General features: G+C 71.7%; 17 protein-coding genes and 1 tRNA gene. 14 read left to right on the forward strand and 4 right to left on the reverse strand.

Annotated elements, in window-relative coordinates; all coding sequences use genetic code 11:
- Positions 1-32: 32 nt before the first annotated feature.
- A complete protein-coding gene (locus tag KZX17_RS10185) occupies positions 33-1,469 on the reverse strand; it encodes a basic amino acid/polyamine antiporter (RefSeq protein WP_308194577.1) in 1,437 nt (478 codons plus the stop codon).
- A 71-nt stretch (positions 1,470-1,540) separates the two neighbouring features.
- Here KZX17_RS10185 and KZX17_RS10190 point away from each other — a divergent pair, with 71 nt between their 5' ends.
- The 5 genes from KZX17_RS10190 to KZX17_RS10210 all read left to right on the forward strand — a co-directional run bounded on the left by KZX17_RS10190 (position 1,541) and on the right by KZX17_RS10210 (position 5,612).
- Positions 1,541-2,140: a gamma carbonic anhydrase family protein gene (locus KZX17_RS10190; protein ID WP_248172838.1), complete on the forward strand. Its 600-nt coding sequence runs from the start codon at positions 1,541-1,543 to the stop codon at positions 2,138-2,140.
- 58 nt (positions 2,141-2,198) lie between these two features.
- Positions 2,199-2,864, forward strand: a complete 666-nt coding sequence (locus KZX17_RS10195; RefSeq protein ID WP_248172840.1) for a MazG family protein — start codon at positions 2,199-2,201, stop codon at positions 2,862-2,864.
- Positions 2,865-2,961: 97 nt separating this feature from the next.
- The gene (locus KZX17_RS10200) at positions 2,962-4,218 is read left to right on the forward strand and encodes a HisS family protein (RefSeq protein WP_248174799.1); all 1,257 of its coding nucleotides are present in this window, start codon (positions 2,962-2,964) and stop codon (positions 4,216-4,218) included.
- A 31-nt stretch (positions 4,219-4,249) separates the two neighbouring features.
- Positions 4,250-4,702 carry a YdeI/OmpD-associated family protein gene (locus tag KZX17_RS10205; RefSeq protein ID WP_248172842.1) on the forward strand — a complete coding sequence of 151 codons (453 nt, stop codon included), beginning with the start codon at positions 4,250-4,252 and terminating at the stop codon, positions 4,700-4,702.
- Between the two features lie 43 nt (positions 4,703-4,745).
- On the forward strand, positions 4,746-5,612 hold the full coding sequence (locus KZX17_RS10210; RefSeq protein ID WP_248172844.1) for an SGNH/GDSL hydrolase family protein: 867 nt from the start codon (positions 4,746-4,748) through the stop codon (positions 5,610-5,612).
- On the opposite strand, the gene KZX17_RS10215 is transcribed toward KZX17_RS10210, so the two are convergent.
- Positions 5,518-6,765, reverse strand: a complete 1,248-nt coding sequence (locus KZX17_RS10215; protein ID WP_374107949.1) for an APC family permease — start codon at positions 6,763-6,765, stop codon at positions 5,518-5,520. The two genes, KZX17_RS10210 and KZX17_RS10215, sit on opposite strands and share 95 nt — an antisense overlap.
- Positions 6,766-6,833: 68 nt before the next feature.
- Here KZX17_RS10215 and KZX17_RS10220 point away from each other — a divergent pair, with 68 nt between their 5' ends.
- The 9 genes from KZX17_RS10220 (at position 6,834) to KZX17_RS10260 (ending at position 14,146) form a co-directional block, all read left to right on the forward strand.
- Positions 6,834-7,190, forward strand: a complete 357-nt coding sequence (locus KZX17_RS10220) for a GntR family transcriptional regulator (RefSeq protein WP_248172854.1) — start codon at positions 6,834-6,836, stop codon at positions 7,188-7,190.
- Entirely contained in the window at positions 7,180-8,193 is a 1,014-nt protein-coding gene (locus KZX17_RS10225; protein WP_248172857.1) for a DUF1648 domain-containing protein, read from the forward strand. Before KZX17_RS10220 ends, KZX17_RS10225 begins: the two co-directional genes overlap by 11 nt.
- A gap of 8 nt (positions 8,194-8,201) precedes the next feature.
- A complete protein-coding gene (locus KZX17_RS10230) occupies positions 8,202-8,867 on the forward strand; it encodes an O-methyltransferase (protein WP_248172860.1) in 666 nt (221 codons plus the stop codon).
- A 94-nt stretch (positions 8,868-8,961) separates the two neighbouring features.
- Entirely contained in the window at positions 8,962-10,242 is a 1,281-nt protein-coding gene (eno, locus tag KZX17_RS10235) for a phosphopyruvate hydratase (RefSeq protein ID WP_248172862.1), read from the forward strand.
- Between the two features lie 47 nt (positions 10,243-10,289).
- Positions 10,290-10,784: a septum formation initiator family protein gene (locus tag KZX17_RS10240; protein WP_248172865.1), complete on the forward strand. Its 495-nt coding sequence runs from the start codon at positions 10,290-10,292 to the stop codon at positions 10,782-10,784.
- Positions 10,785-10,871: 87 nt separating this feature from the next.
- Entirely contained in the window at positions 10,872-11,342 is a 471-nt protein-coding gene (locus KZX17_RS10245; RefSeq protein WP_248174801.1) for a DUF501 domain-containing protein, read from the forward strand.
- Positions 11,339-12,616, forward strand: a complete 1,278-nt coding sequence (locus KZX17_RS10250; protein ID WP_248172867.1) for a S8 family serine peptidase — start codon at positions 11,339-11,341, stop codon at positions 12,614-12,616. Before KZX17_RS10245 ends, KZX17_RS10250 begins: the two co-directional genes overlap by 4 nt.
- Before the next feature lie 32 nt (positions 12,617-12,648).
- Complete coding sequence (locus KZX17_RS10255) at positions 12,649-14,034, forward strand: FAD-dependent oxidoreductase (protein ID WP_248172871.1); 1,386 nt, start codon at positions 12,649-12,651, stop codon at positions 14,032-14,034.
- A gap of 39 nt (positions 14,035-14,073) precedes the next feature.
- A tRNA-Leu gene (locus KZX17_RS10260) sits at positions 14,074-14,146 on the forward strand.
- A 6-nt stretch (positions 14,147-14,152) separates the two neighbouring features.
- Here the strand turns inward: KZX17_RS10260 and KZX17_RS10265 are convergent.
- Entirely contained in the window at positions 14,153-14,971 is an 819-nt protein-coding gene (locus tag KZX17_RS10265) for a hypothetical protein (RefSeq protein WP_248172873.1), read from the reverse strand.
- Between the two features lie 29 nt (positions 14,972-15,000).
- Positions 15,001-15,546 carry a DUF2231 domain-containing protein gene (locus KZX17_RS10270; protein WP_248172875.1) on the reverse strand — a complete coding sequence of 182 codons (546 nt, stop codon included), beginning with the start codon at positions 15,544-15,546 and terminating at the stop codon, positions 15,001-15,003.
- Between the last annotated feature and the right edge of the window lie 13 nt (positions 15,547-15,559).

Raw genomic sequence — 15,559 nt, forward strand, 5'->3', positions numbered from 1 at the left:
CCTCCTTTCCACATGACGCCCCGCGCGCGGCGTCACAGGGCGATCGCACCCGTCGCGATCAGGACGACGGCGGTGACGGCTCCCGCGGCGGCGACGGCGAACAGCACCCACTCGAGCGGTGCGAAGACGCGGCTGCGCTGCTGTCGTCGACCGATCGCGAACAGGATGGTCCCCGGGACGATGATGACCAGGCACAGCAGCAGGTACGTCGCGCCGGCCGCCCACAGCAGGTAGAGCGTGTAGACCGAGGCGAGGAGGGCGATGACCGCGTCGCCCGGGCGGGTTGCGCGCCCGTCCTGGATCGCGAGCTTCAGGGCGTAGGCGGCCGAGAGGAAGAACGGGATCAGGGCGAGGGCGCTGGTGAGTTCGAGCGCGGCGTCGAAGGCGTTCTCGGCGAAGAGGACGACGAGGAGCATGACCTGCGCGAGCACCGACGACATCGTCAGGGCGCCGGTGGGAGTGTCCCGCGCGTTCGTGCGACGCAGGAATGCGGGCAGGTCGCCTGCCCGAGCCGCCGACAGCAGGACCTCGGCCGCCATGAGGGTCCACGCGAGGTAGGCGCCGAGGACCGCGACGATGAGCCCGACGCCGACGAACGTGGCGCCCCAGCCGCCGACCGCTGCCTCGAGGACGCCGCCCATCGAGGGCTGACGGAGCGCGGCGATCTCGGCGCGCGGGAGCACGCCGTAGGAGACCACGGTCACCGAGGCGAAGACGGCGAGCACGCTGAGGAACCCGAGCACGGTGGCTCGACCGACATCGGAGCGTCGGCGTGCGTGCCGCGAATTGACGCTCGCCCCCTCGATCCCGATGAAGACGAAGACCGTCACGAGCATCGTCGTCCGGATCTGCTCGCCGAGGCCGGTGGACGCGTCGCCTGCCCAGTTGGCGGCGAAGACGGCCGGGTCGAAGACGGTGAGGCACAGGACGACGAAGACGACGATGGGCAGCGTCTTGGCGATCGTGACGATCCGATTGATCGCCGCGGCCTCACGGACGCCGCGGCGGATGAGGGCGGTGAAGAGCCAGATCCCGATGGAGGAGATCCCGACGGCGAGCGGTGTGTTGCCCTCACCCAAGGGAGGGAACACCTGGCCGAGGGTCCCGGTGATGAACACCCAGTAGAAGACGTTGCCGACGCAGGCGCTCGCCCAGTAGCCGAACGCTGCGAAGAACCCGACGTAGTTCCCGAAGCCCGCCTTGGCGTAGCTGAAGATGCCGGCGTCGAGATCGGGACGCCGGATCGCCAGCCGGTGGAAGACGAGGGCGAGCATCAGCATCCCGGTGCCGGCGACCGCCCAGGCGACGAGCGTTCCTGCGACACCGGTGGATGCGGCGAAGGTCGACGGGAGCGAGAACACGCCCGCACCGACCATCGAACCGATGACGAAGGTGGCGAGGGTCAGGGTGGAGACACGGGCGGCGCTCGCTGGCGCGGCGGGACCCGGTGCAGTGGTGGCGGGGGTCACCGTCCTACCCTATGCTCGGCCGAAACCCGACGCCGGGACCGTCCCGGCGGCAGCCGGCAGGAGGCCCGTCCATGCTGTACGAGCACCTGGGCGCCTCGCCCCGGATCCATCCCGGTGCGGTCGTGGCGCCGTCCGCCGTCATCTCGGGGGACGTGACGATCGGCGACGGATGCCAGGTGCTCCACGGCGCCGTCATCACCGCGGAGGGCGGCCCGGTCACGCTCGGCGACCACGTGATCGTGATGGAGAACGCGCTCGTCCGCGCGAGCGGCGCACACCCGGTCCGCATCGGTTCGCACGTGCTCGTCGGGCCGTTGGCGAGCGTCGCGGGCGCCACGATCGCCGACGAGGTGTTCCTCGCCACGGGCACCCGCACGTTCAACGGCGCCCGCATCGGGGCCCGGAGCGAGGTGCGGGTGAACGGCGTCGTGCACCTGCGGACGGTGCTCCCCGAGGAGTCGGTCGTGCCGATCGGGTGGGTGGCTGTGGGGGACCCGGCCGAGATCCTTCCGCCGGAACGCCACGACCGCATCTGGGAGCTGCAGCACGACCTGGACTTCCCGGGGTTCGTCTTCGGTCTGGACCGGGACACCCCGGACCTGATGGTCCAGCTCACGGAGCGCTACGGATCGGCGCTGGCCCGCCACGCGCGCGATCGGCCGGCGGGCTGAACGCACGTCGGCATCAGCTCGGACGCCGGCGGGCGGCATCCCTCGTATCGTGTCCGTCATGACGGACCAGCCTGTGCCCCCGCGTCCCGACCACCTCCGCGACGCGGTGCAGACGATGCGCGCCGTGCGCGACCGGTGCGTCTGGACGCAGCAGATCGAGCATGCCGACCTCGTGCCGTACCTGCAGGAGGAGGCGGCCGAGCTCGTCGACGCGATCGAGGCGGGGACGCGTGCGGACCTCCGCGAGGAGCTCGGCGACCTGCTGTGGCAGGTGCTGTTCCACGCCGAGATCGCCTCGCGCGCCGAGGTCGATCCGTTCGACATCGACGACGTCGCCGAGGGGCTCGCCGAGAAGATGGTGCGCCGTCATCCGCACGTGTTCGGCGACGCCGTCGCGACGACGCCCGACGAGGTGCTGGTCCACTGGAACGCGGCGAAGGCGGCCGAGAAGCGCGCCCGCACGAGCGTGCTCGACGGCGTGTCGATGCACATGCCCTCGCTCGCGCTCGCGCAGAAGATGGTCGGCAAGGCGGCGCAGGTCGGGGTGACGCCGCCGGCCGCAGACACCCTCGCGAACGAGGCGGAGCTCGGCGATGCGCTGCTGGAGCTCGTCGTCCGCGCGCGGGCGGAGGGGTGGGACGCCGAGCGTGCGCTGCGGCTCCGACTGCGAGCGCTCGCCGCCGAGATCCGCACCGCAGAGGTGCACGCCGCCGAGGCGGGCTGACCGTCGGGGCGCCGCCGCCCCGGGGCGGGAGCGCCCCGGGGCGACGGCGCAGGTCTGCGAGACTGGGACCGTGCCCTCCGTGAACCCGCCGCGCGGCATGCGCGACTTCCTCCCCGCCGACAAGGCCCGCCGTGAGCGTGTGCTCGCCGTCATCCGCGACCGCTACCGCGCGCACGGATTCGACGAGATCGAGACGCCCGTCGTCGAAGACTACGAGCGCCTGCACGCGGGCATCGGCGGCGACAACGAGAAGCTCGCCTTCAACGTCCTGCGCCGCGGGCTCGACGCGGACGCGATCCGGGATGCCGCGGACGACCCGGCCGCGCTGTCGGACCTCGGCTTGCGCTACGACCTGACCGTCCCGCTGGCCCGCTTCTACGCGACCAACCGCGGCCAGCTCCCCTCGGTGTTCCGCGCCATCCAGATCGCTCCCGTGTGGCGCGCCGAGCGCCCGCAGAAGGGGCGCTACCGCCAATTCGTGCAGTGCGACATCGACATCATCGGCGACGCGACCTCGCGTGCCGAGGTCGAGCTGCTCGTCGCGAGCCTCGACGTGCTCGACGCGCTGGGCCTCGAGGGCGGGACGATCCGCATCAACGACCGGCGCGCCCTGGATGCGATGCTCGCCGTCTTCGGTTTCGCCGAGGCGGACCGCGCCGGGGTCCTCATCACGATCGACAAGCTCGACAAGGTGGGGCCGGCCGGGGTCGTCGCCGAGCTCCGGGAGCGGGGCGCCGACAAGCGCGCCGTCGAGGCGTTCGAGAGGTACCTGACGCGCCCGCAGACGAAGGAATACCTGCCCTTCGGCGAGGCGCACATCCGCAAGGCCCTGCCCGACGGCATCCCCGACGAGGTCGTCGCCGACCTGGCCGGGATCGGGGACGCGGTCGCGGCAGCGCGAGCGACCACGGACGTCCCGCTGCGCTTCGACCCGTTCCTGGTCCGGGGGATGGGGTACTACACCGGGACGATCTACGAGCTCGCGCACCCGTCCGTGCCGTACTCGCTGGGCGGCGGCGGCCGCTACGACGGCATGATCGGTCGGTTCCTGGGGCAGGACGTCCCTGCGGCCGGCTTCTCGATCGGCTTCGAGCGGCTCGTGGACCTCGTCGACGCGCAGACGGATGCCGCGGCATCCGCCGTCGTCCTCATCGCCGACCGCGATGTCAGCGTCGCGCAGCTCGCCGGCCTCAAGGCGGCACTCGTGGCGCGGGGGGCGCGCGTGCGGCTGGAGCAGCGGACGAAGAACCTGAAGGGGCTGCTGGAGCGGTCCGCCGCGGACGGGTACACGTCCTTCGCGACCGTGACGGCGGAGACGACCGCCGACTCGCTCGAGCCGCGTCCTCTGTCGTGACCCCGCGCGCCGCTGCTAGCGTGCGAGCATCATGACGCTCCACGTGCACACGGTGCTGCCCCGGAACGGGCCCGCGACCGCGATCGAGCTGACCGACGAGCAGGTCGAGGAGCTCGGCGGCGGCAAGCGCGCGGCCCTCCGCGTGACGATCGCCGGACGCACGGCGCGCCTGCGTCTCGGCGTGATGGCGGGGAAAAACCTCATCGGGATGTCCAAGGCCGCCCGAGCCGAGCTCGGCGTCGAGATCGGGGACGAGGTCGACGCCGCGATCGAGCTGGATGTCGACGAGCGCGCTGTCGACGTGCCGAACGATCTCGCGGTCGCGCTGGACGCCGAGCCGCAGGTGCGCGCAGCATTCGACGCGCTCGCGCCGTCCCGGCGCAAGGAGATGGCGCGGTCGGTCGCCGACGCGAAGCGTCCCGAGACGCGGGAGAAGCGCATCGCCGCCGCGGTCGACGCACTCCGGGCCCCGGCGACCAACTGACGGGCGTCACCGGCTGTTCACCGGATCGGTGTCGGGTGGTGCCATGCCGAACCGCGCCATCACCCGCCCGCTCCTGCTGACCGCCGTCGCGGCGGGCCTCGCGATCGCGGGTGCGCGCGCCGGGCTCGACCGGCAGGCGGCGATCGCACGTCGACGCATCGGCAAGCCGCTCGGCGAGGACGCCGTCGACGCCGACCGGGTCTGGCGTGCGGGGCAGCCGGGCGATCCTGTGGACCTCCTGCTGGTCGGCGACTCGATCGCTGCGGGTCTGGGTGCGACGCGGCGGAAGGACACGCTCGGCGGCCGCCTCGCGAAAGCCCTCGCCGGGCACCTCGGCCGGCCGGTGCGTCTGCGGACCGCAGCCGTCGTGGGCGCGGAGTCGTCGGACCTCGCGGCGCAGCTGGACGGACTGCCTCGGGACTACCGCCCCGACGTGGTGGTCATCATCGTCGGCGGCAACGATGTGACGCATCGCGTGCCCGTCGCCGCCGCGACGGCGGCGCTGCGTGCGGCGATCGATCGGATGCGGGGCGTCGGCGCAGCGGTCGTCGTCGGCACCTGCCCGGATCTGGGCGCGCTCCGCGCGGTCCCGCAGCCGCTGCGGGGCATCGGGTCGCGTCTGTCGCGGCAGCTGGCCGAGGCGCAGGCTGCGCAGGCGTCGCAGGCGGGTGCGCGCGTGGTGTCGCTCCGGCGCGCGGTCGGACCGTTCTTCCACATCGATCCGGACGGCATGTTCAGCCTCGACCGGTTCCACCCGAGCGCACTGGGCTACCGGCGGACGGCCGAAGCGCTCCTTCCTGCGGTGGTCGACGCGCTCAGCGACGGTCGCGGCGACGCCGCAGCGCCCGGTAGCCCGCGCCGACCAGGAGCACACCGACACCCGCCGGCACCGACGGCCACGGCAGGGTGACGATCAGCGCTGCGCAGCCCACCCCTCCGACGATCTGCAGCCAGCGCGGATACCGCCGCGCCGACCCGCGCTGCCGGAAGGCCGCGATGTTCGCGACGAGGTAGTACAGCAGGACGCCGAACGACGAGAACCCGATGGCGCCGCGGATGTCGCCGAGCGCGCAGACGACGACCACGACGCCGACGACGACGATCTCGGCGCGGTGCGGCACCTGCCGACGCGGATGCACCGCAGCGAGCGGGCGGGGGAGGTCGCCTTCGCGTGCCATCGCGAACACGGTGCGACCGATGCCCGCGATCAGGGCGAGGAGGGCGCCGAGGGATGCCGCTGCCGCCCCGATGCGGACCACGGGGACGGCGGCATCCCATCCCGCGGCCTGCACGGTCGCCGCCAGGGGGGCGTCCGACGCGGCCAGGCCGCCGGGGCCCAGCGCGGCGAGGGCGAGCACGCCGAGGATCGCGTAGACCGCGAAGGCGATGGAGAAAGCGATGACGATCGCTCGCGGGATGGTGCGAGCGGGGTCGCGCACCTCCTCGCCGAGCGTGGCGATGCGCGCGTAGCCGGCGAAGGCGAAGAACAGCAGGCCCGCCGCCTGGAGGACGCCGAGCGGCCCGTGGGCGAGGATGCCGTCGCCCCAGATGCGGTCCGGATCGAACGCCGTGGCGCCGGCGACGGCGACCACGGTCAGCGCGAGCAAGGTGACCAGGAGCAGGATCCGGGCCAGCCGAGCGGTCCGCGTGATGCCGAAGAGGTTCACCGTTCCGAGCAGCAGGACGGCGACGATCGCGGTGGGGCGTTCCCACCCGGCCGGCGCGATATAGGCGGCGACCGTGAGCGCCATCGCGGCACAGCTGGCCGTTTTGCCGATGACGAATCCCCACCCCGCCAGGAAACCCCACCACGGTCCGAGCTCCGAGCGGCCGTAGGCGTAGACACCGCCCGAGGTCGGATGCACGGCGGCGAGCTGCGCCGTCGACGTCGCGTTGCCGAGGGCGACGATACCGGCGAGGAGCAGGGCGACGACGATGCCCGAGCCCGCCGCTGCCGCCGCCGGGGCGAAGGCGGAGAACACCCCGGCCCCGATCATCGCGGCAAGTCCGATGGCGACGGCATCCCGGAGTCCGAGCCGGCGGGACAGAGCGGGGGAGGTCACGGCCGGAAGGCTAACGCACGGAGGAAAACGCCGTAATTCCATAGTTATAGTTGCGCTATAATTACTGCATGCTCATCCGTGTCGACTCCCAGAGCGCGCAACCGCTGTTCGCGCAGATCGCCGGTGCGGTACGTGCGGAGATCATCGCCGGTCGCGTCGTCGAAGGCGAACGACTGCCGGCTGCCCGAGACGTCGCCGAGGCGCTACGGGTGAATCTCCACACCGTCCTCCACGCCTACCAGGATCTCCGCGACGAAGGTCTCGTCGATCTGCGGCGGGGCCGCGGCGCCGTCGTCACCGCCGCCGGCGGGGCGCTGGCCCACCTGCGCGCCGACATCGACCGCCTCGTCCGCGCCGCGCGCGCCGCCGGCATCTCGCCCGACACCCTCTCCGCCCTCGTCAAGGAGGCCGCCCGTGACCACTGACATCCTGCGAACCGTCCGTCGGCGTTTCACCGTCGCAGGGCTGCTCCTGCCCGCCGCGATCGTCGCGGCATCCGTCCTGCTGCAGGTGGTGCTCCTGCCGCGGGTCCCCGCCGTCGTCGCCACCCACTGGTCCTGGGACGGCGTCGCCGACGGCTTCAGCCCGGCCTGGACCGTCCCGCTGGCCACGACCCTGCTGGGCCTCGGTCTGCCGGTGCTCCTGTTCGCGACGTGCATCGGTGCGCTCCGCCGGGGCGACCACGGGTCGACCTTCCGTGTCCTCGGCGGCGTCGCGCTCGGGGTCGCCGTGCTGGTCGCGTCCCTCGGTGCGACGACCATCGCGTTGCAGACCGGCTCCACCGACGCGTCCCAGAGCGCGCTCCCGACGCTGCTGATCCCGGCGCTCCTGGGTGCGGCGACGCTGGCGGGCATCGGCGGGTGGGGATTCCAGCCGCACGTCCCGTGGCGACCCACGCCGTCCGCAGTCGTGCCGACGGTGCCGATCACACCGGGTGAGCGCGTCGTGTGGATGCAGCGGGCCGTCCTCGCCCGCTCCGGTCGGATCCTCCTGCTCAGCACGGTTGCGCTCACGGCGCTGACCGTGGTCGCGCTGCTCACCACGGGGAGCGCCGTCGCCACCTGGATCGGTGTCGCGGCCACCGCGGTGCTCGCCCTGTCGGTGCTGGCGAACACCCGTTTCCACGTCCGGGTGGACCCGGACGGCCTGCTCGTCACCTCCGCACTGGGGTGGCCTCGCGTGCACGTGCCCCTCGCCGAGGTGGCCTCGGCAGAGGTCGTCCAGGTCGCCCCGATGGCCGAGTTCGGCGGCTGGGGACTGCGCTGGGGCCCCGACGGCCGCTTCGGTGTCGTCCTCCGGGCGGGCGAGGGGCTGCTCGTGCGCCGGCGCGACGGCCGATCCGTGACGGTGACGGTCGATGACGCGGCCACGGCGGCGGGCCTCCTGTGCGCCTACGCGGCGTTGACGCCCGGCGCGGCACGCGATTGAGTGGCCGAATGGACCACCCGACACCCGAGCGCTGGCGCGCCGTCGACGACTACCTCACCGACACGCTCGTGGCGCAGGACGACGCGCTGCATGCCTCCATCGCCTCGCTTGCCTCGGAGGGGCTTCCCGAGATCGAGGTCGCGCCGCTGAACGGCAAACTCCTCCACCTCCTCGCCCGACTCGTCGGAGCGCGCCGCGTGCTCGAGATCGGTACGCTCGGGGCCTACTCGACCATCTGGCTCGCACGCGCCCTGCCCGTCGACGGCCGCGTCGTCACGATCGAAGCCGAACCGCACAACGCCGCCGTCGCCCGTCGGAACCTCGATCGCGCCGGGCTGAGCGAGAGGGTCGACGTCCGGGAGGGGCGGGGCGAGCACGTGCTGCCGTCGCTCGAGGCTGGGGAGCCGTTCGACCTGGTCTTCATCGACGCCGACAAGGAGTCGAACACGCTCTACCTCGACTGGGCTGCTCGTCTCGGGCGCCCCGGCACCCTGGTCGTCGTCGACAACGTCGTCCGCTCGGGCAAGGTCGTGGAAACGGATGCCGGGGCGCAGGTCGACGGCGTGCGCGCAGGGCTCGCGATGCTGCGCGACGACCCCCGATTCGAGGCGACCGCGCTGCAGACGCTCGACCGCAAGGGGTGGGACGGCATCGCCCTCGCGCTCGTCGTCTGACGCGGCGTCCTGTGCGGCATCCCTCGCCTCACTAGACTCTGAGGCGGACCGACGACGCTCCCGTTCCATCCTCCACAAGCAAGGAGACACCCCCGTGGCATTGATCGAGGCAGTAGGCGCACGCGAGATCCTGGACTCGCGCGGCAACCCGACCGTCGAGGTGGAGGTTCTGCTCGACGACGGCATCGTCCAGCGCGCAGCCGTCCCCTCCGGCGCGTCCACCGGCGCCTTCGAGGCGTACGAGCTCCGCGACGGCGACAAGAGCCGCTACGGCGGCAAGGGCGTCCTGAAGGCCGTGAACGCCGTCATCGACGAGCTCGGCCCCGCCATCGAGGGCCTCGAGGCCAGCGAGCAGCGTCTCATCGATGAGGTCCTCATCCAGACCGACGGCACCGAGAACAAGTCGCGCACCGGCGCGAACGCCATCCTCGGCGTCTCGCTCGCGGTCGCCAAGGCCGCCGCCGACAGCGCCGACCTCCCGCTCTACCGCTACCTCGGCGGACCCAACGCGCGCGTCCTGCCCGTGCCGCTGTTCAACGTCATCAACGGCGGCGAGCACGCCGACAACGGCATCGACATGCAGGAGTTCTTCCTCGCACCCATCGGCGCCGAGACCTTCTCCGAGTCGCTGCGCTGGGGCGCCGAGGTCTACCAGGTCCTGAAGAAGGAACTGCAGGCCGCCGGCTACGCCACCGGGCTCGGCGACGAGGGCGGCTTCGCCCCCGACCTCCCCAGCAACCGCGAGGGCCTCGACTTCCTCGTCAAGGCGATCGAGAAGGCCGGCTTCACCCCCGGTTCGCAGATCGCGCTGGGCCTCGACGTCGCTGCGACCGAGTTCTTCTCCGACGGCGTCTACCGCCTCGAGAACAAGGACTGGACCGCCGAGCAGCTGGTCGACTACTACGCCGACCTCGTCGACTCGTTCCCGATCGTCACGATCGAGGACGCGCTCGCCGAGGACGACTGGGAGAACTGGACCGCACTGACCGAGCGTCTCGGCAAGAAGGTGCAGCTCGTCGGCGATGACCTCTTCGTCACCAACCCCCAGCGTCTGTCGGACGGCATCAAGCGGGGTGCGGCGAACTCGCTCCTCGTCAAGGTGAACCAGATCGGCACGCTCAGCGAGACGCTCGACGCGATCGACGTCGCGCACCGCGCCGGGTACACCACGATGCTGTCGCACCGCTCCGGTGAGACCGAGGACACGACGATCGCCGATCTCGCCGTCGCCGTCAACTCGGGTCAGATCAAGTCGGGCGCGCCCGCTCGGAGCGAGCGCGTCGCGAAGTACAATCAGCTTCTGCGCATCGAGGAAGACCTGGGCGAGGCAGCCGAGTTCATCGGCGCCGCCGCGTTCCCGCGCTTCGGCGCCTGAGGCCGGAGCGCGCACCGCACGCAGATCGACGAACGAGAGGGGGAGCCGTGGACCGACCGACGGCTCCCCCTTCTCGTTCCCGCTCTTCGGACGCCGCGGCATCCGGTCACCGGCGGGTCGACGTCAGCGACTGGGTCGGGGGCGTGCGGCTGAGTGGGTTCATGGGGATCATGCTCGGACTCGTGGTCCTCGCCGCCTTCGTGCTGGTGCCGACGGTCGGGACCTACGTCGAACAGCGCCAGCAGATCGCCGCACTGCAGCACGACGTGCAGGCCACGCAGGAGGAGATCGACGCGCTGACGACGGAGCGGGAGCAGTGGCGCGATGAGGCGTACATCGTCGCGCAGGCTCGCGAGCGGCTCTACTACCGCAAGCCCGGTGAGGTCGTCTATCTGGTCGCCGACGACCTCCCCGCGGACACGATCACGCCCGAGGATCGACCGGTCAGCAAGGACGTCCAGGAGACCCGCACCGACTGGATGACGCAACTGCTGCGCTCCGTGACCGAGGCGGGCCTCGCGCGGACGGTCTCACCCGGCTGACGTCCAGACCGGCGCGGATGCGGCCGGTACCCTTGAGCGGTGCCCCACCCGACACTCACGCCCGCCACCCCTGCCGACCACGACACCATGCGTGCGCAGCTCGGGCGGCCGATGCGCGGCGTCATCGGGATCGCGGCCCGCTGCGTGTGCGGCAACCCGACCGTCGTGGCGACCGAGCCGCGGCTGCCGGACGGCACGCCCTTCCCCACGTTCTATTACCTCACCCATCCCGGTGCGACGGCCGCGATGTCGGCGCTGGAAGCCACCCAGGTGATGCGCGAATTCGCCGAGCTGCTGGAGACCGATGAGGAGGTCGCTGCGCAGTACGCCGAGGCGCACCGCGCCTACCTCGACGACCGGGAGGTCCACGGCGAGGTCGCCGAGATCGCAGGCATCTCGGCGGGCGGCATGCCGACGCGCGTGAAGTGCCTCCACGCGCTCGCGGCCCACTCGCTCGCGGCAGGGCCAGGCGTCAACCCGATCGGCGACCTCGCCCTGCGCCGCGGTGACTGGTCGCCCGAGCGCTGCACGTGCGCGGATCCGGGGTCCCGCGGATGAGACCCGCCCGCGGGGCTGTGGCGGCGGCGCTCATCACCGCGAGCGCGCTGCTGTCCGCGGCGACGCCGGCGCCTTCCGCGCCCGCGGTCGACCCCGTCCGCAACATGGAGTACTGGCTCGACGAGTACGGGGTCACCGACGCCTGGAAGACCACGAAGGGCGAGGGGACGACCATCGCGGTCATCGACACCGGGGTCGGCCGCGGCCCTCGCGAGCTCGATGGGGCGGTCGTCGGCGGTGCGGACTTCTCGGGTGTCGGCACCCCGGACGGGCGCACCCCGATCGGCGACGGCGACGCCGATCACGGCTCATGGGTCGCATCCCTCGCCGCCGGGCGGGGGACCGGCTCCGGGAAGGGGATGGTGGGTGTCGCGCCTGAAGCGGATCTGCTCTCCCTGTCCATCGGGTTCGGGAAGGATGCCACCGTCCCGTTCGTCGATCAGGTCGCCGAAGCGATCCGCTGGGCGGTGGATCACGGCGCCGACGTCATCAACCTCTCGTTCACCACCAACACGCTGGATTGGGATCGGTCCTGGGACGACGCCTTCCTCTACGCCTTCGATCACGATGCGGTGGTGATCGTCGCCGCGGGCAATCGCGAGAGTGGCACCGAAGAAGTCGGCGCACCCGCCACGATTCCGGGCGTCCTCACGGTGGGCGGCGTCGACCGCGACCGGCGTGCCAGCAACTCGGCGTCGACCCAGGGCATCACGATCGGCGTCTCCGCGCCCAGCGAGGAACTCCTGGGCGTGTCCGCGAACGGCGACCTGGTCGTCTGGGAGGGCACGAGCGGCGCCGCGCCCATCGTCGCCGGGATCGCCGCGCTGGTCAGGGCGGCACATCCCGACCTGGATGCCGCGAATGTCATCAACCGGATCGTCTCGACGGCGACGAAGCCCGCACGCGCGAAGTCCACGCCGGATGTGCTCTACGGGTACGGCCTGGTCGATGCCGCCGCCGCCGTGACCCGCCCGGTCGCGATCGTCGAGGAGAACCCGATGGGCGATCTGCGGGAGTGGATACGCCTGTATCGACGCGCGGAGTCCACGCCGGCCCCGAGTCCCACGCCGACACCGGTCACGGTGGCGCCTCTGCCCGAGGCCGAACCGCCGAGCGGCGGGCAATCCGCCCTCCTCCCGAGTCCCGAGACGCTGCGATACGGTACGGTGCCGCTCGTGGTCCTGAGCCTGGGGACTATACTGATCGTGCTCGGGGTCACCGCTGCTGCCCGGCGCATCCGATCGGCGCGCACCCCGCGACCGCCGAGCCGTTGAATCAAGGAGTTCTTCCGACCGTGACTACCACTGTGCCCAAGATCCTGGTCGTCGGAGGGGGCTACGCCGGCTTCTACACGGCGTGGAAGCTCGAGAAGCACCTCCGTCGCGGCGAGGCCGAGGTCACCATCGTCGACCCGCTGCCGTACATGACCTACCAGCCGTTCCTCCCCGAGGTCGCGGCGGGCGAGATCGAGGCGCGTCACGTCGTCGTCGGTCTCCGCCGTCACCTGAAGCGCACGCGCGTCGTCATCGCCAAGGTGACCGGCATCGACCACGCCGCCCGGACCGCGACGATCACCCCCGAGGTCGGCGAGCCCTGGCAGGAGGAATACGACCAGATCGTCGTCACCGCCGGCGCCGTCTCGCGCACCTTCCCGATCCCCGGCATCGCCGACAACGCCATCGGTCTCAAGACGATCGAAGAGGCCGTCGCGATCCGCGACCGCATCCTCACCAACTTCGACCGCGCCGCGAACCTGCCCGCCGGCCCCGAGCGCGAGCGTCTCCTGACCGTCGTCGTCGTCGGCGGCGGCTTCGCCGGCATCGAGGTCTTCGCCGAGACGCGGGCCTTCGCCAGCGCCCTGCTGAAGAACTACCAGAACATCTCGTTCGACGAGACCCACTTCCACCTCATCGAGGCGATGGGCCGCATCATGCCCGAGGTGTCGCTGAAGACGAGCGAGTGGGTGCTGAAGGACCTCGCCAAGCGCGGCGCCCTCGTGCACCTCGACACGCAGGTCAAGGGTGCGGTCGACGGCAACGTCGAGCTCTCGACGGGTCAGGTGATCCCCACCGACCTCATCATCTGGACGGCGGGCGTCATGGCCAACCCGACGGTGGTGCGCGGGAGCGACCTCCCCGTCGAGGAGCGCGGTCGTCTGCGCGCCCGTCCCGACCTCCGTGTCGGCACGCCCGAGGAATTCGTCGAGGGCGCCTGGGCTGCCGGCGACGTCGCGGCCGTCCCCGACCTCACCGGCGGTGGCGTCGGCGGCTTCTGCGTCCCGAACGCGCAGCACGCGGTCCGGCAGGGCAAGCTGCTCGCGAAGAACGTCGTCGCCGTCCTGCGCGGCGAGGAGCCGAAGGAGTACTTCCACAAGAACCTCGGCGCGGTCGCCGGGCTCGGTCTGTACAACGGTGTGTTCCAGTCGGGCAAGCTGGCGATCAAGGGCTTCTTCGCCTGGATCGCCCACCGCGGATACCACGGCCTCGCCATGCCGACTTTCGAGCGCAAGTTCCGCGTCGTCGGCGACTGGTGGCAGAACTTCTGGCTCGGGCGTGACAACGTTTCGATGGAGACCGTGCAGAACCCCCGGTACGTGTTCGAGGAGTTCGCCGCACGCCCGCGGCCGGCGGCCCCGGTCGAAGAGCCGGCGCCCGCGCCGAAGCTGCCGAACAAGGTCGACATCCCCAGCTGATCCAGCTCGTGGCATAGCGTGGGGGCGCGCCTCCGGCGCGCCCCCATAGCCCAACGGCAGAGGCAGGCGACTTAAAATCGCTTCAGTCTGGGTTCGAATCCCAGTGGGGGCACCGCGATCACCGTGCGATGATGCTGGGCGGGTCCGCGTCGTCCCAGCGTTCGATGGTCTGCGCGAGCCAGTACGCGCCGAACGAGGTCAGCGCGACGCTCTCCCCGATGAGGACCACCGTCGATTCGCGCGCGGCGACGGCGCCTACGATCGTGACGGCCAGTGCGAGCGCGATGACGACCGGCACGACACGTTGGACCGTCCGCATCATCCGACTCCCGGGGTCGTCGCCCTCTCGGCGGAGCGCGGTCACTGCCGGCACCGCCGCAAAGGCAGCGAAGAACGCCACGGTGACGACGAAGTGCAGATCCCACCCGCCGACGAAGGGGAAGTCGCCTGCGGACCCCGGCGAGAAGGCGAGGACGGCCAGCGTCGTGGCGGTGACGGAGGCGATGCCGCCCACCACGGCCAGACGCCGCCACGGCACCTGACCGGATGCTGCGAGCACGATGCCCAGGACGACCAGGACGGCGACGACCGCGGTGTAGACGCTGACGCCGTTGCGGACACCGGCGAGGTCGTCGACCGGGATGCGCTCGGCGCCCGAGAACCCGGTCGGGACGATCGCGACCAGCGGGGCGAACACGGCGGCGATGTCGAGGAACACGGATTCGGCGTCGCGCCCCGACAGCGCCAGCAGCGCAACGCCCGCCGCCGTCAGCGACCCGACGAAGACCCCGCGTGCGGGGGTGTAGTAGTAGTCACTGAGGGAGGGCAGGACGACCCCGCCCGAGCGGATGACCTCGGTGAGGATCGAGACCGCCAGCGCGAGCACGACGCCCACGAGCGCGAGGCGGAGGTATCGGTGCGTGCGCAGACCCGTCACACCGCGACCCTACGCCCGCCTGCGGACACTCAGCGGAACGCCTCGACCTGCACGCTTTCGTCAGCGACGCGGACGCCGAACCGGTACGCCAGTTCGCCGCCCAGCCACCCCGACACGCCGACGCCCGCGAAGGCGACTACGCCGATCACGAATGCGGCGACGTTCACCTCGCTCGGCGTCGCGAACCGCAGCGCCGCGCTCACGACGAACAGGACGAGCGCCGCCGTGTTGCACGTCATGTGCGCGAGGGCGGTCCGTCGCGCGCGCGTGCCCTTCGCGAGCGTCAGGAAGTCGAGGAACCCGAGGACGGATGCCGCGATCGCTCCCACGATGCCGATCACGACGAGCACGCGGGCCCCCACGACGTAGGGCTCTGGATCGGGCACGAAGAAGGAGATCAGGTCGAAGACGAGCCCTGCAGACCACGCCCCGATCGGGATCGTCACCGCCACCGCGTGGAACGGATGACCGAACGGTCCGGCGACGACGCTCTTCGGCCGCTTGGCGCGGCGCATCGCCGTCACATCGGGTGCCACGCCGCGGGGGTCGTCGCCGGCGGGTGCAGGTGCGGTCATGGGTCCTCCACAG

Source organism: Microbacterium sp. EYE_78 (genome assembly GCF_023149035.1).
Lineage (GTDB): Bacteria > Actinomycetota > Actinomycetes > Actinomycetales > Microbacteriaceae > Microbacterium.

Bases quoted from the DNA above. Each gene is read 5' to 3' on its own strand.
- KZX17_RS10200 (WP_248174799.1), top strand. From the start codon at position 2,962: ATGCGCGACTTCCTCCCCGCCGACAAGGCCCGCCGTGAGCGTGTGCTC.
- KZX17_RS10270 (WP_248172875.1), bottom strand. From the start codon at position 15,546: ATGACCGCACCTGCACCCGCCGGCGACGACCCCCGCGGCGTGGCACCC.
- KZX17_RS10220 (WP_248172854.1), top strand. From the start codon at position 6,834: ATGCTCATCCGTGTCGACTCCCAGAGCGCGCAACCGCTGTTCGCGCAG.
- KZX17_RS10190 (WP_248172838.1), top strand. From the start codon at position 1,541: ATGCTGTACGAGCACCTGGGCGCCTCGCCCCGGATCCATCCCGGTGCG.
- KZX17_RS10230 (WP_248172860.1), top strand. From the start codon at position 8,202: ATGGACCACCCGACACCCGAGCGCTGGCGCGCCGTCGACGACTACCTC.
- KZX17_RS10210 (WP_248172844.1), top strand. From the start codon at position 4,746: ATGCCGAACCGCGCCATCACCCGCCCGCTCCTGCTGACCGCCGTCGCG.
- KZX17_RS10250 (WP_248172867.1), top strand. From the start codon at position 11,339: ATGAGACCCGCCCGCGGGGCTGTGGCGGCGGCGCTCATCACCGCGAGC.
- KZX17_RS10205 (WP_248172842.1), top strand. From the start codon at position 4,250: ATGACGCTCCACGTGCACACGGTGCTGCCCCGGAACGGGCCCGCGACC.
- KZX17_RS10195 (WP_248172840.1), top strand. From the start codon at position 2,199: ATGACGGACCAGCCTGTGCCCCCGCGTCCCGACCACCTCCGCGACGCG.
- KZX17_RS10245 (WP_248174801.1), top strand. From the start codon at position 10,872: ATGCGTGCGCAGCTCGGGCGGCCGATGCGCGGCGTCATCGGGATCGCG.